This window comes from Janthinobacterium sp. GMG2, from assembly GCF_033949445.1.
GTDB classification, from domain to species: Bacteria; Pseudomonadota; Gammaproteobacteria; order Burkholderiales; family Burkholderiaceae_D; genus Janthinobacterium; species Janthinobacterium aestuarii.
The window spans coordinates 1-13711 of the sequence record NZ_JAXAWA010000012.1 but is presented as its reverse complement, the minus strand read 5'-3'; the positions used below and the strand labels follow the sequence as shown (position 1 = coordinate 13711).

Below are 13711 nucleotides of genomic sequence, written 5' to 3'. Positions count from 1 at the left end.
TACGGACCGTGTGACGCAATCGGGCGGCCAGCCAGCCAAGCGCCTGACCAAGCTGACCATCGCACCGACGATCTCGGCAGGTCCTGGCCTGTGGTCGCGTCCAGAACTGCGCGCTTTCGTGACCTACGGCAAATGGAACGATGCGGCCACCGCTTCGGTCAATGCGTCGAACAACGGCGGCCCGATCTACAACAACAATACCAGCGGCACGTCGTATGGTTTCCAAGTGGAAACTTGGTTTTAAGCCAGCTTAACGGCAGCCATTAAAAAAGGGCGGAACCTCGGTTCCGCCCTTCTCTGTTTACACTACCGGATTCAACTTACGGCAAGGCCACCGGCAGTTCCGGGTACTCCTGCGTCAGCGCGTACTTGGTGCCGCCCACGGTGACCGTGTAGTTGGCCGGTCCCGAGATCGGCAGGCGGTAGTTCAAGGTCAGCGCGACGGAGCCGCCCGGCGCCAGCGATTGCCACGCGGGAATCGCGAAGCGGGCCCGGTTGTAGTTCTTCGTGAAGCCGCCGATATTGTTCGGCCCCGTGTAGCCGGCATTGATGACCGTCAAGCCGAAGCCGGACTGGTCGCTCATGTCCGATGGCGCCGACACGGGATAGTCGAACTCCACCACGGTGCCGCCCGGCAGGGTCGTGGCCGTGTTGTTCTTCACCGTCATCACAGGGTTGATGGGGAAGTTGCTGTCGCCCAGCTTCCAGCCGCCCAGGGTGATGCTGACGTTGGCCGCCGTGCCCGGCATGGCGATTTCGGCGCGCTTGTTGCCATACGCGCCAGCCGTGCGGAAAGCCTGGTACAGCACGTCCGTCAGGGTGGTGCCCATGAAATACTCGCCCTTGCCGCCATTGCGCGTGGCATCCCAGGCATAGTCGCCCGCCATTTCCCAGATCATCACGCCGCCGATATTATTGTTGACGATGTACTGGGCCTTGGCCGCGATCGACTGCGTGGTTTCCGTGGAAATGAACACTTTCTTGGTCGCATTCCACAGCCACGGCGCCACCATGGTGCTGCTGTAATGCGGCACATAGGTGCCCACCAGCGCCTTGTCCGTGACTTTATAGGCGTCCAGGTAGCTCGGCACGATACCGTTCTGCAAATTCAGCGCATGCCAGATCGGATTGCCGCCGCCCGGCGTGGGTTTGCCCTGGGAATCGAGATCGAACCACACGTTGTCGATGCCCGTTGCGCCCGTGCCGCAGGTCTTGGTGCCGGCGCACGTGACAGTGGAGCTGATCAGCGGCGTCGTGCCCCACAGGCCGTTGGTGCCGCCAGTCACATCCTTCCAGCCCCGCGTGTAGAACGGCACGCCGATATTGATGCGTCCCGCCTGCATGGCGCCCCGGTAGTAGCGGTAAGCCCAGTCCGTGTTCAGGTAGCCGATGTTCTGGAACTGATAGGCATTGCCGGCCCGCAGTTCGCCATCGTTGCCGTCGTCAAACAGCGCCGCGTTCGGTCCCACATACTGGTTCCACGCGCCGTGCAAGTCGTAGCTCATCAGGCTGGCGTAATCGAGATATTTCAACCCCGACATATTTTCCTCGCCGCGCAAGACCCAGCCCGAGGCGGAGCCGGCGATGGTGAGCAGATAGTATTTATTGTCTTGCACGGCCGCTTCGTCGAGCTTCTGACGCAGCACTTTCAGCAGCAGGTTGTAGCTCGTCATCAAGCCGGCCAGGCGCGGCTTCGAGACGGCGAAGTCGTTCGGATTACCCGCTTCATTGTTGGTGGTCGGGTGTTCGTAATCGACGTCGACGCCATCGAAGAAGTTGTACTGGCGCACGAAGGCCACCATGGAATCGGCCAGGGTATTGATGCCGGCCGTGTTGATGCTGCCGTCCGCGTTCGTCGTGGCCGTGTAGAAGCCGCCGCTGCCGGCCCAGCCACCCACGGAAATCATCAGTTTCACGCCTGGATACTTCTTCTTGTATTGCGACAGCAAGTTGAAGTGGCCCTTGTACGGCAAAGACGGGTCCATGGCTGCCGCCGGTACGTTCGGCCACGTGAGGCCCGTATCGGGATTGGCGGCGCCGCTGCCGATGGCGATTTTTGACGTAGCCGGATCGACGGTGGCGAACGCATAGTTCAGGTGGGTGATCTTGTCCCACGGCAGGTTATTCACCAGATACGTTGGGCTGCCATCGACGCCCGTGCGCCAGCTGGCAAAGTAGCCGACGATGCGCCGGTTCAAGCCATTGCTCAGCACTTCGCGGCCATTCGCGTCGTACACCTTGCAATACGGCACATTCGGCACGGCCGAGATCAGGCCGTCCGGACGGCAAGCCGTGGGAGTCGGTGTTGGTGTTGGTGTTGGTGTTGGTGTTGGTGTCGGTGTTGGTGTTGGTGTCGGTGTTGGTGTCGGCGTTGGCGTTGGCGTCGGCGTCGGTGTCGGTGTCGGTGTCGGTGTCGGTGTTGGCGTCGGGGTTGGTGTCGGCGTTGGCGTCGTATCCATCACCGCCCAGGGGCCCCACTGGTCGGTGGCGCTTGGGACATTGCCCTGCGTCCACCACTTGGCCTTGTAGGTGACACCCTGGTAAAGCACGCACTGGCCGCCCGTGTAGACGGTGGCGGCATCCCAGACGGCGCACGCCTCGACGGCGGCGAGCAAAGTGTTCGGGGTGGCGGTCGTACCGTCCTGGCCGCCGCCTCCGCAAGCGACGAGTACGCCGCTGAGCAGGGCCATCAATAATGCATTCGATTTCATGTTGTATTGGTCTCCGTTATGGTTTTACATCGAGAGCTGTTGCAGGCCCCTCGAGGGGCTCTTGTCAACTGTTATCCCTGGCTGGCTGGTCCTGCCTTTACTGCTACTGCAACTTCACATTCCAGTTGGCTTCCACGCATTTCACGTAGTTCCCGGCCAGCAAGGCGCTGTACGGGGTTTGATAGCTGACCAGCTGGCATTGGTTCTCGCCACCGGCGCTCCAGTTCTTTTCCCAATAGATGTTGTAGGAAGCGGAACTGGCCGGGGTGAAGCGCTGCATGTTGGCGCAAGACAATTGTTCGCCGGAATAATCCCAGCCCATGTCGGCGGCAAACTGCTTGTAGTAATCGATGCGGTTTTGCGCGGCCTGCTTTTCCGTGCCCTGCCCGCATTCGGCGTTGATGATCATGATGGTCGTGGCAAAGTTATTGCCCGCGCCAGCCGTCGTATCGGCCGCGTTCGGCACCCACGTGCCGTCAAGCACATGCAGCATCGACGGTTTCGGCGGTTGCGGATAGACAAAGAAGAACGTGGCCGATGCCAGGTTCAGCCACGTCGAGGCCACCAGGTCCGGATTCTTCAGCAGAACGGATTGGTCGCCGTCATGCATGGCTTGCGAGAAGGGACCGTAGTTGTAGTTGTACGACAGCTGCTTGGCGCCGCGGCCGAAATATTTCTTGAAGCTGCCATCGGCGTTCTTGCCGCAGGTCCACACCTTGTTGAAGACGGGGTCGGCGCACTCGACGTTGTAGCCGCAGCCGGCGCCCGTCTCATCGCAGCCCAGTTCGCGCAAATACTTCAAGCCCTGGCGCCATTGCGGCAGCGGGCTGCTCGCGTTATGGTCGCCCGTTTCCTGCACGAAGTGGGCGAACATGGTGCTCAGGCTGTGGCGGCAGATGGCGTCCGCATTGCGCCCGTCGCTGTAGTCGTCGCACACGGCGGGGAACTTGGCCACGGCTTGCAGGAAACGCTGATACGTATAGCTGGCGTCGCGCGCGGCAAAATAGTAATCCCACTTCGCCGCCGGCAGCAGGCGCTCGACACGCTTGACGTTGAGCGGATTGCTGGCCAGTCCCGGCTGCACGGCCTCGACGGCCGTATTGCCCAGGGTGCGGATCGACGCCTTGACCTTGCGGAAGAAATCGTTGTTCGTCAGCGCCGCCTCGTTCGCTTCGGCCTGGGCCTTGGTAGGCACGCCTGGCGTTGGCGTTGGCGTTGGCGTCGGCGTTGGCGTGGGTGTTGGAGTAGGCGTAGGAGTCGGGGTGGGCGTCGGCGTCGGGGTGCTGCTATCGAGGCTCCACGGCCCCCACTGGTCGTTGTTCGGCGCCGTGCCCTGCACCCACCATTTGGCGCGGTACACCTTGCCGTCATAGACGGCGCACTGGCCCGCCGTGTAGACGGCAGCGGCGCTCCAGGCCACGCAACTGTCGCTGGCGGCCGTGGCGGCCAGCAGGGTCGATGGGGGTTCGGTGGTGGAATTGCCGCCGCATGCGAGCAGCGCGCTGCCCAGCAGGCCTGCCATCAAAGGCGAGGCCAGCCGGCTAATTTGCCGTGTCTTCACAATGTCTCCTGAACGTTATACGAAAACTATCGAAGTAGCTTTTTATGTTGTACGTAAAGAAAGCACAGCGAAGCATCGGCTTTCTGCACAGAGAATGCGACGCCCCAAATTGGTAGTCAAGTGGTTTTATATAACGGTGTTTTTTACAGTACCAGTGCATGTGACCGCTGCATTGGCAAGCGATGCGGCGGCGAATGGGACAGGTAAAAAAAAGCCCGCTGCGCAATGGCAGCGGGCAATACCGCGCAGTATGGGTGGCGGCAAGTGGTATTACGGGTTGCCGCGCGTCCGGGACGAACTTATCGGTTCAGCACGTACCTCGCCAGGGCCGCCGCATCGGCTGCACTGAGCTGGCTGAACGGCGGCATGGGTACGGGACCCCATTTGCCGGTGCCGCCACTGCGGATGTTGGCCGCCACGGTGGCGACCCCATCCTTGCCCTTGTATCTGGCCGCCACTTCCGCAAAGCCGGGACCGACCACTTTCTGGTCAAGCGCGTGGCAAGCCATGCAGCCGTTCGCCGCCAGCAAGGTCTTGACATCCTTGCCGCTGGCGGCCGGGACAGCGGCTGCCACGGGTTTGGCGACGGCCGCGCCCGTTGCTGCGGCGCCCCGCTCCACGCCATAGGTTTTCACCAGGTAATCGACCATGGCCGGCACGTCCGCGTCGTCAAACTGGGCGCCAAACGGCTTTTTCATCTTCTTGACGGTCGCTTCCCAGTAGGCGCGCGGCGAAGCGGGCGGCTGGCTCGATGCATACTGGGCCGCGTGGCACGTCATGCAGTTGCGTTGCACCAGCTGGTAGCCGGGCAATTCGCTGGCTTTGTAGGTCGCCGTTTCCGGCGGCAAATGGATTTCCAGCGCACACGCGCCGCCCGCCGCCGACAGTGCCAGCGCGGCAAACAAGATCTTCATATGGTTCTCCTCAGACTGCCTGGATGCGCGTGGCTTCCACCACGTTGCGCATATAACCCATGGGATTCCACAGGGCTTTCATGGGCTGGCTCTGGCCGATGCGGTTGACGGCGCGCACCATCAGCACGTGCTTGCCCTTGCGTGGCGCCTTCATGACCATCGTCCACTCGCGGAACGAAAAACGTCCCAGGTCCTTGCCCAGCTTCGCTTCCTGCCACGTCTGGCCACCGTCCACCGATACAGCTACCTCGCTGATGCCCTGGCCGCCGTCAAAAGCGATGCCGCGCAGGGCCAGGTCGCGCCCCGCCTTCACTTGCGCGCCATCGTGCACGCTGGTGATGAAGGAGCGCACGTTGAGGCGGCTGATCGGCGTCGTCTTGCCCACGGGCGTACCCGGCTCGATGAAGCCGGAGCCATTGTCGGGAATGCGGTAGCCCGTACTCATCCAGAAGCCGTCGAACGGTTTGTCGAGCACCGTGATGTCGCTCAGGTGCTTGACCCAGTAGGTGCCATAGAAGCCCGGCACGATCAGGCGCAGCGGGTAGCCGTTGAGGAAAGGAATGTCCTCGCCATTCATGGCCCAGGCCAGCATGACGTCGCCAGCCATGATGTGCTCGACGGACAAGGCTTTTTGAAAATCGGGACCATCGCCCACGGGCGGCGTTTCCAGGCCATTGAATGCGACCTGCACGGCGCTGGCCGCGATACCGGCCTTTTCCAGCACGGTTTTCAGTGGGATGCCCGTCCAGCGGGCATTGCCCATGGCGCCATTGCCCAGCTGCCCGCCGTTGGCGCGCGGCGTAAAGAAACCGCGGCTGTTGCCCGAACATTGCGTGACAACCACCACGTCGACCGGATCGGCCAGCTGCTTCAGTTCGGCCAGCGACAGTTCCAAAGGCGTCTTCACGAGGCCGCCGATGCGAAGGCGGTAGCTGCCGCCGTCTATGCTGGCGGGCAAGCCGCTCCAGTGGTAGCGCACGAAGAACGCATCGTTGGGCGTGATCGCGCCTTCGCTGAAGACGCTGAACGGCGTTTCCAGCTGGGGCGGACGGCTGGTCAGCAGGATCAGCGGACGCTTTTGCGGGAAAGCCACCAGTTCGCGCTCGCCATTTTCAAACGGCAAAGTCACTGAAGCGGACTCCGCCAAGGCCGGCCCCGCCACGGCAGCGGCGCCCAGGGCAGCCGTCGTGCGCAGGAAGCGGCGCCGGCCTGCGGGCAACAAGGTCGTGTCAGACATGTTTGAGCTCCACTTTGGCTTCGTTGTCGCCGTTGCGATCATCATTGACGAGCTTCTTGATGTAGTACATGACGCTCATGATGACCACGCTCAACAGGCCGAACCAGAACGACACGCGCTGCTCCGTATCGGACGACACGCTCATGGCGCCGAGGATCACCAGCATGGCGATGATGGTGAAATACGTCAGGTAGGGGAACAGCCACATGCGCACCTTGATGCGTTCCGGGCATTCGCGTTCCAAGCGGCGGCGCAAACGCAATTGAGATATCGCAATGAGCAGGTAGACGAACAGGATCAGGATGCCGTAGGAATTGACGATGAAGGGGAACACGAGGTCGGCCGACACATACGATACGGCAATGGCGAAATAGGCGAACAAGGTGCTGAACAAAATGGCGCGGATCGGCACGCCGTTCTTGCTCAGCTTGACCAGGCCCGTCGGGGCATCGCCGCGGCGCGTCAGTGCAAAGATCATGCGCGACGAGGCGTACAGGCTGGAATTGAGGGCTGACAGCACGGCCGTCAAAATGATGGCGTTCATGATGTGGGCCGCGTACGGGATATTCATGACGGTCAGGGCGCTGACGAAGGGCGTGGCGATGGCTGGCGAATCCCATGGCACGATGCAGACGACGACAAACATGGAACCGACATAGAACATCAGCACGCGCGTGATGACGGAATTGGTGGCACGGGCGATGGCCTTGGCCGGGTCCGACGTTTCGGCGGCGGCGATGGTGACGATCTCGGCGCCCGAATAAAAGGCCGTGGCGGCGACGGCGCCGCTGAGCACGGGGCCCCAGCCGTGGGGCATGAAGCCGCCGTTGCTGGTCAAGAAACCCAGGGTCGGGATGCTGTTGGGCAAGCTACCCGTGATGAACAGGGCGCCGACGAACAGGAAGACGATGATGGCGACCACCTTGATCGAAGCGAACCAGAATTCGAATTCGCCGAACGCTTTCACGGAGAACAGGTTAAGGATGGTCATCGAGACGAGCAGCACCAGGCTGATCGACCATGACGGCACGTCGGGCAGCCAGAAGTTGACGAGCTTGGCGCCGGCGATGGCTTCCAGTGCCACGACGACGACCCAGAAATACCAGTACATCCAGCCGCTCATGAAACCGAGGAATTTCGAGACCTTCGGCTTGTCGTCGAAGGCCAGGCGCGCGTATTCGTAGAAGGAGCCGACCACGGGCAAGGACGAAGCCAGCTCGCCCAGCATGCGCATGATCAGGACGACCAGGCCGCCCGTGAGCAGGAAGGACAGGATGGCGGCCGGGCCGGCGGCCTTGGCGATGACGCCGCTGCCGACAAAGAGGCCGGCGCCGATCACGCCGCCAATGGCGATCATGCTCATGTGGCGTTGCTTCAGCGAGTGCTGCAAGCCGGTACTGTTATGCGATTCGCTAATCATTTGTGTCTCCTAGTAATATCTGAAGCTCGGTGCCCCCTCGCCTGCTGCGGCATGTTTCAGCCGCGCGGCTTTGTTTTATTTAGGCAACACCGTCAAGCAGCATCGATACATCATCAAATCAGTCTGGTTGGCTGCATGCCATAAGTCAATCTGGAAATGCAGCGGCCCGGCGCGGTCGCCAAGGGGCAAGCGCGCTGGAGAGTAAGTACGGGGTATTGCTGGGTTATTGCTGGTTAAAAAAATGGGAGCGGCGGCAACACTTGTGGCGTAAGCGCCACTCCCAAGAACGTCTTACACCTTGCCCTTCCATGGCACGAGGGTACGTTCGAGGTAACGCATCATCAAATCAAACAGGAAAGCGAAGAAGCCGATCACGATAATGCCCATGATCACCACATCGCTGGCCAGGAACTCGGAAGCGCTGAGCACCATGTAGCCGAGGCCGCGCGTGGCCGCCACCATTTCGCCGGCCACCAGGGTGGTCCAGCCCACGCCGATGCCGATACGCATGCCGGTGAGGATTTCCGGAATCGCGGCACGCAGGATCACGTGCACGATGACCTGGAAACGGGTAGCGCCCATCGAGTAAGCCGCGTGGATTTGCTCCAGCGACACGGAGCTGACGCCGGCGCGGGCCGCGATCGCCATCGGCGCGAAGATGGCCAGGAAGATCAGGTAGACCTTCGAAAACTCGCCGATGCCGAACCAGATGATGACCAGTGGCAAGTAAGCGAGCGGCGGCAGCGGACGGTAGAACTCGATCAAGGGATCGAAGATGCCGCGAGCCACGCGGTTGACGCCCATCATCACGCCGATGGGAATGGCGAACAGGCACGCCAGGCCGAAGGCGCCGAACACACGCACCAGACTGGCGACAGTGTGTTCCCACAAGGTGGCGCCGCCGAAACCGGTGGTCGCCGCCATGATGAACTTTTCATAGACGGCTTGCGGCGACGGCAGGAACAGCGGCTTGACCATGCCGCTGGCCGTCACGCCGAACCACAGCAAGAGCACGGCGATGACAGTAACGGTGGCAATGCGGCTGGAATTGCCCTGCCCCGGCGCGCCGAACGCTTCGCCGGGCATGGCGCAGCGGGGAGCGAACAGGCGGCCAAAGAAGCCGGCGCGCTTGGTGCTGGCGGGAGGAAATCCCACGGCGGATGGGCTATGCATGGGACACCTCCAGCTCTTTATTGACGGCGCGCTCGTCACCATAAATGATGTTGAGCACCGTTTCGCGCATCTTGATGAAGTCCGGGCTCGATTTCACGGCGCGCGCATCGCGGCATTCGAGGAAGCGCTTGTTGAAATCGAGTTCATACGTGTGCGTGATGCGGCCCGGACGGGGCGACATGACGATCAGCCGGTTCGCCAGGAACAGCGCCTCGTCGACGCTGTGGGTAATGAAGAAGAACATGGTGCTGGATTTGGCCCAGATATCGAGCAGCAATTCCTGGATGGTTTCGCGCGTCAGCGCATCGAGCGCGGCCATCGGTTCATCCATCAGCAGCATGGCGGGATTGCTGGTCAGGGCGCGGGCGATGCCCACCCTTTGCTGCATGCCGCCCGACAATTGATAAATCATATTGTCGTGAAAGTCCTTCAAGCCGACCAGCGCGAGGTTTTTTGCCGCCTGTTCGCGCCGAACGGCTTTAGCCACGCCTTGCAGCTTCAAGCCGAATTCCACGTTTTCCATCACGTTCAGCCATGGCAGCAAGGCATGTTTCTGGAACACGACGCCACGGTCGGCACCCGGCCCTTCCACCTTGTTGCTGCCCAACATGATCTCGCCCTTGGATGGGGCGATAAAGCCCGCCATCAGGCTGAGCAAGGTGGTCTTGCCGCAGCCCGAGGCACCGAGCGCGACGACGAAGTCGCCGCTATTGATGGTGAGATTGATATTATTTAAGGCATGTACGCGTTCACCGGCCGTCTTGCCCGGATAAATCACGCTGACATCCTTGACGTAGAGATTTTCCATCATGTGCCCCGCATAGGTGTAGTCACTTCAGTTCAACGCATTCTGTTCAGTCAGCGCGCCCGCAGACGCGCCATCGCACAACGTTTACTTCAGCAGGCCGGCGGCCTGTGCATACCTGGGTGTCACATACTTGGCGTAATCTGTTGCCAGGGTGTCGATCTTGCCTTCGCCCTTCAAAAATTGCGCCGTGGCCAGCAAGGCTTGCGCCACGCCGCCCTTGGCGCCGCCACCGAGCCAGGCTGGCGACGCCTGCTCTTGCAGCGATGGGTAGGCGTACAGGGCCACGGAAGCGGCCACGTCCTTGGCGGCCGCGCCCGAATGCTTGACGTTGGCTTTCACTTGCGGGGAATCGATGGTCCACGCCTTCGGATTGGCGCGGTAGTCGGCGTCGGCAACGGCCATCACCTTGACGAATTTGGCCATGAAGTCGGCGTTCGCTTCGCCCCAGGCGCGCTCGACGGCCATGCCGTCAAACGTGGCCTTGCCCTTCTTGCTCAGTTCGCCGGACGTGACGAGGACCTTACCGTTTTGCTTGAGTTTGCTCAAGGCCGGGTCCCACACGAAGGCGGCATCGATGTCGCCACGCTCCCAGGCGGCAGCGATCTGGTTCGGCTGCATGTTGAGCAATTTCACTTCCGTGGGCTTGATGCCCCACGTTTCGAGCGCGAACATGGTGTGGAAGTGCGTGGTGGAAACGAAAGGCACGGCGATCTTCTTGCCGCGCAAGTCCGTCGGCTTGGCGATGCCGGCGCCATTGCGGGCCACCATCGCTTCGGCTTCATTGATGTCGTCGATGATCCAGAACAGCTGCAAATCGACGCCGCGGCTGACGGCCGCCGTCAAGGGACTGGAACCGATGACGCCGATCTGCACGTCGCCGGACGCCATGCCGGTGGCTACCTTGGCGCCCGAGTCGAACTTGCGCCAGTTGATTTTATAGCCGGTGGTTTTTTCCACTTCGCCGCTGGCGATCGCCACGAGGAAGGGACCGTTGATTTCCTGATAGGCAATCGTCACTTCCTTGCTTTGCGCGAAGGCGGTACCGCTGGAAGCCAGGGCAACGCCCAGTACCAGGGTGCCGAGGACGGCGCGGCGCATTGTTGAAAAACCTGTTTTGCTCGGGGTTTTGCTCGTATTTGTGTTCATGTCTCACTCCAAGTTATTGTTATGTGTGAACGTTCGGGCAATAACATCCTTGCGGATGGCGTCGCTGGCCGGTCTATGCCAGCTCATGCGACGACTTGAACTGCAGTGCTGCTTTTAGAAAACTTCATCTTTCAAGTGATACCAGCGGTACAGGAAGCGCTGGCCCAGGCGGCGGAACGGGGCGAACGCTTGCGACTCGACCAGTTCCATCATGTTCGGGTACGGCAGTTTCGAATTGAAGATCGGCAAGCCCGTGTCGCTGGCCTTGCCCGCGATGCGTTCGGCCATGCGCCGGCCCGCCTGCGCCGAATACATGACGCCGTTGCCGCCGTAACCGAGCGAATAGAAGATCGATTGCTTCGGATCCGGTTGCACGATGCGCGGCATCATGTCGTGGCTGACGTCGACCCAGCCCCACCACGAATAATCGATGGCGATGCCGGTCAGCGCGGGGAACTTGCGGTGCAGATCGTTGATCAAAAACTGTTTGTACTTGTCGTCCGGCGCGTCGGCGCCCGTGATGGCGCTGCGGCTGCCGATCTGCACGCGGTTGTCCGGCATCAAGCGGTAGTAGTGGCGCAGGATGCGCGTATCCGTAATCACCTGGTGGGTGCGGAAGTTGCACGCCTCGATTTCCGCCGGCGTCAACGGACGCGTGACGAGCGAGTTCGACAGAATCGGCAGCAGGCGGTTCTTCACTTGCGGATGCAAGTGGGGCGAGGTGTAGCCGCCCGTGGCCACGGCCACGGAACGGGCACGCACCACGCCGCCCGGCGTTTGCAGATAATGCACGCCGTTGCGCGTTTCCCAGCCCATCACGGGGCTGGACGGATGCACCTTGGCGCCCAGCGCACGGGCCTTGCGCAGGTAGCCGAAGGCCAGCTTGCCTGCGTGGATACCGATGCCTTCCGGCTCGTGCAGCGCGCCGGCCGCTTCCTTGTCGTCGACGAATTCGCGCTTGACGGTGTCGGCGTCGAGGATGCGCGCGTCGTACTTGAAGATCTCGCGCATGATCTTGGCTTCTTTTTCCAGCGCGGGCATGGCTTTCGCCTTGTGGGCGATATACAGGTGGCCTCCTGGCTGCGGGTCGCAATCGATGTCGGCCGTGATCTTCTTGAACGTTTCCATCGCGTCGCACACTTCCGCGTGCAGTTTCAGGGCCGTGTCCAGCCCATAGCGGTCTATCCACTGCGAGCGCTTCAGGCGGCCCGTCGTGCATTGCGCCTGGCCGCCGTTGCGCGTGCTGCAGCCCCAGCTGACCCTGTTCGCTTCCAGCACCGTCGCCTTGATGCCGTGTTCCTGGGCCAGGAAGATGGCGCAGGAGAGGCCGGTAAAACCCGAGCCGATGATGGCTACGTCGACGTCGATGTCATGCGTGATGGGGCCGTCGTCGGCGGGCGGCTCGCCGGCCGTGCCGATCCAGTAGGTGGGCGCGTAGGCATTGCCGTGGCCGGGGCGCTGGGCCACCAGCGGATCGTAGGCGGGATCGTAGGACGTGCGGGCGGCGGTGCTGGTGCCCAGTACGTCAGATGGGGTGTCGACAGGTTTGTTCATGATCATTCCCGGTGAACGTGCTGGCTCAGGCTTTGTTGCCGGTAGCGACCGGTGGGCGATCCTTGCGGAAGGCATTCTTCACGGCGATCTTGCCGTCGCGGAAAGTGAAGATGTCGACCATGCGCGCTTCGATGCGCGTGCCGTCGGCCTTGGTGCCGGCAAACGTCGATTCCGTCACGCCGCGCTCGCCGCTGACGAAGTGTTCTGGATTCAGCCAGGCGGCGTCGGGGAAGGTTTGCCAGGCCAGCTCGAATCCGGCGCGCACGGCGTCGCGGCCGACAAAACTCTTGCCCAGCAAATCAGGTCCGGCCACGGCGTGGAATTCGCAATCGTCGGCCATGGCGGCCATCAGGGCATCGATATCGTGGCGGTTCCAGGCATCGCCGAACGCTTGCAAAAAGTCGATGGTGACGGCGTCGGTGTGCGGTACAGGGTGGTTCATGGTGGTCTCCGTAAATCGTTTTTGATACGCTACGTTCCGTTTTTTGTCTTTTATTGAATTTAAGCCTTAAGCATGGGCTTGTCAAATCAAATAATTCAAAAAACGGGACGCCTTGTATTCTTTAGTGAAATTATGATACTTCCGTGACAATGTGTGAGAATTTCGTCACAGCGCTGTGTAAGATTACGCCGGGCTTGCGCCCGGCTAATCCGACCTACACACGCGCCATCTGTGTGCGTAGGTTGGATTAGCCCAGAGGGCGTAATCCAACACTCCAGCAGCAAATCAAACGTAATCTTTATATTTATCCAGATGCCGCACTGGTTTACTCAGCGCATCGCGGCGGAACGGGTCGCCCAGCTCGCGCGTGCACATGATTTCGATGATGGTGGTCTTGCCTTCATTCATCTGCATGTCGATCGCCTTTTTCAAGGCCGGGCCCACGTCTTCCAGCTTGTCGACCGTGATGCCTTCGGCGCCCATGGCCCGCGCGATCTCGGCAAAGCTCTGGTTGTCGAGCTCCCCGGCGACAAAGCGGCGGTTGTAGAAATCGACCTGGTTTTTCTTTTCCGCGCCCCACTGGCGGTTGTGGAACACGACGGCTGTGACGGGAATGTTGTGGCGCACGCAGGTCATCGTTTCCATCAAGCTCATGCCCCAGGCGCCGTCGCCCGCATACGACACGGCCGGACGGTGCGGCGCGGCCACCTTGGCGCCGATGATGGTCGGGAATGCGTAACCGCAG

The 13711-nt window shown here is 61.4% G+C and carries 12 protein-coding genes; 1 reads left to right on the top strand and 11 read right to left on the bottom strand.

Annotated elements, in window-relative coordinates:
- Positions 1–244: carbohydrate porin (locus SKZ59_RS27915; protein ID WP_319992986.1), on the top strand; the 244-nt coding region annotated here is incomplete at its 5' end.
- A gap of 76 nt (positions 245–320) precedes the next feature.
- Here SKZ59_RS27915 and SKZ59_RS27910 read toward each other — a convergent pair.
- The 11 genes from SKZ59_RS27910 to SKZ59_RS27860 form a co-directional block, all read right to left on the bottom strand.
- Complete coding sequence (locus tag SKZ59_RS27910; RefSeq protein ID WP_319993575.1) at positions 321–2711, bottom strand: chitinase C-terminal domain-containing protein; 2391 nt, start codon at positions 2709–2711, stop codon at positions 321–323.
- A gap of 103 nt (positions 2712–2814) precedes the next feature.
- Positions 2815–4272, bottom strand: a complete 1458-nt coding sequence (locus tag SKZ59_RS27905) for a glycoside hydrolase family 19 protein (protein ID WP_319993574.1) — start codon at positions 4270–4272, stop codon at positions 2815–2817.
- A 299-nt stretch (positions 4273–4571) separates the two neighbouring features.
- Positions 4572–5186 carry a c-type cytochrome gene (locus SKZ59_RS27900; protein WP_319993573.1) on the bottom strand — a complete coding sequence of 205 codons (615 nt, stop codon included), beginning with the start codon at positions 5184–5186 and terminating at the stop codon, positions 4572–4574.
- Positions 5187–5196: 10 nt separating this feature from the next.
- Complete coding sequence (locus tag SKZ59_RS27895; protein WP_319993572.1) at positions 5197–6423, bottom strand: molybdopterin-dependent oxidoreductase; 1227 nt, start codon at positions 6421–6423, stop codon at positions 5197–5199.
- Positions 6416–7843: an amino acid permease gene (locus SKZ59_RS27890; RefSeq protein WP_046683319.1), complete on the bottom strand. Its 1428-nt coding sequence runs from the start codon at positions 7841–7843 to the stop codon at positions 6416–6418. The genes SKZ59_RS27895 and SKZ59_RS27890 overlap by 8 nt, the downstream gene beginning before the upstream one ends.
- A 291-nt stretch (positions 7844–8134) precedes the next feature.
- Positions 8135–8929 (bottom strand): ABC transporter permease subunit, encoded by a 795-nt coding sequence (locus SKZ59_RS27885; protein ID WP_051959683.1) that lies wholly within the window; start codon positions 8927–8929, stop codon positions 8135–8137.
- 79 nt (positions 8930–9008) lie between these two features.
- Complete coding sequence (locus SKZ59_RS27880) at positions 9009–9824, bottom strand: taurine ABC transporter ATP-binding protein (RefSeq protein WP_035828937.1); 816 nt, start codon at positions 9822–9824, stop codon at positions 9009–9011.
- Positions 9825–9908: 84 nt separating this feature from the next.
- Positions 9909–10970: a taurine ABC transporter substrate-binding protein gene (gene tauA, locus SKZ59_RS27875; RefSeq protein WP_072454821.1), complete on the bottom strand. Its 1062-nt coding sequence runs from the start codon at positions 10968–10970 to the stop codon at positions 9909–9911.
- A gap of 114 nt (positions 10971–11084) precedes the next feature.
- Positions 11085–12524 (bottom strand): FAD-dependent oxidoreductase, encoded by a 1440-nt coding sequence (locus tag SKZ59_RS27870; RefSeq protein ID WP_319993571.1) that lies wholly within the window; start codon positions 12522–12524, stop codon positions 11085–11087.
- Positions 12525–12549: 25 nt separating this feature from the next.
- On the bottom strand, positions 12550–12966 hold the full coding sequence (locus tag SKZ59_RS27865; protein ID WP_070305089.1) for a nuclear transport factor 2 family protein: 417 nt from the start codon (positions 12964–12966) through the stop codon (positions 12550–12552).
- 285 nt (positions 12967–13251) lie between these two features.
- Positions 13252–13711 (bottom strand): thiamine pyrophosphate-dependent enzyme (locus SKZ59_RS27860; protein ID WP_319993570.1); only part of this gene is annotated, 460 nt, incomplete at its 5' end.

Coding starts and splice junctions, on each gene's coding strand:
- SKZ59_RS27890 (WP_046683319.1), bottom strand. CDS start 7,843: ATGATTAGCGAATCGCATAACAGTACCGGCTTGCAGCACTCGCTGAAG.
- SKZ59_RS27865 (WP_070305089.1), bottom strand. CDS start 12,966: ATGAACCACCCTGTACCGCACACCGACGCCGTCACCATCGACTTTTTG.
- tauA (WP_072454821.1), bottom strand. CDS start 10,970: ATGAACACAAATACGAGCAAAACCCCGAGCAAAACAGGTTTTTCAACA.
- SKZ59_RS27895 (WP_319993572.1), bottom strand. CDS start 6,423: ATGTCTGACACGACCTTGTTGCCCGCAGGCCGGCGCCGCTTCCTGCGC.
- SKZ59_RS27870 (WP_319993571.1), bottom strand. CDS start 12,524: ATGAACAAACCTGTCGACACCCCATCTGACGTACTGGGCACCAGCACC.
- SKZ59_RS27910 (WP_319993575.1), bottom strand. CDS start 2,711: ATGAAATCGAATGCATTATTGATGGCCCTGCTCAGCGGCGTACTCGTC.
- SKZ59_RS27885 (WP_051959683.1), bottom strand. CDS start 8,929: ATGCCCGGCGAAGCGTTCGGCGCGCCGGGGCAGGGCAATTCCAGCCGC.
- SKZ59_RS27900 (WP_319993573.1), bottom strand. CDS start 5,186: ATGAAGATCTTGTTTGCCGCGCTGGCACTGTCGGCGGCGGGCGGCGCG.
- SKZ59_RS27880 (WP_035828937.1), bottom strand. CDS start 9,824: ATGGAAAATCTCTACGTCAAGGATGTCAGCGTGATTTATCCGGGCAAG.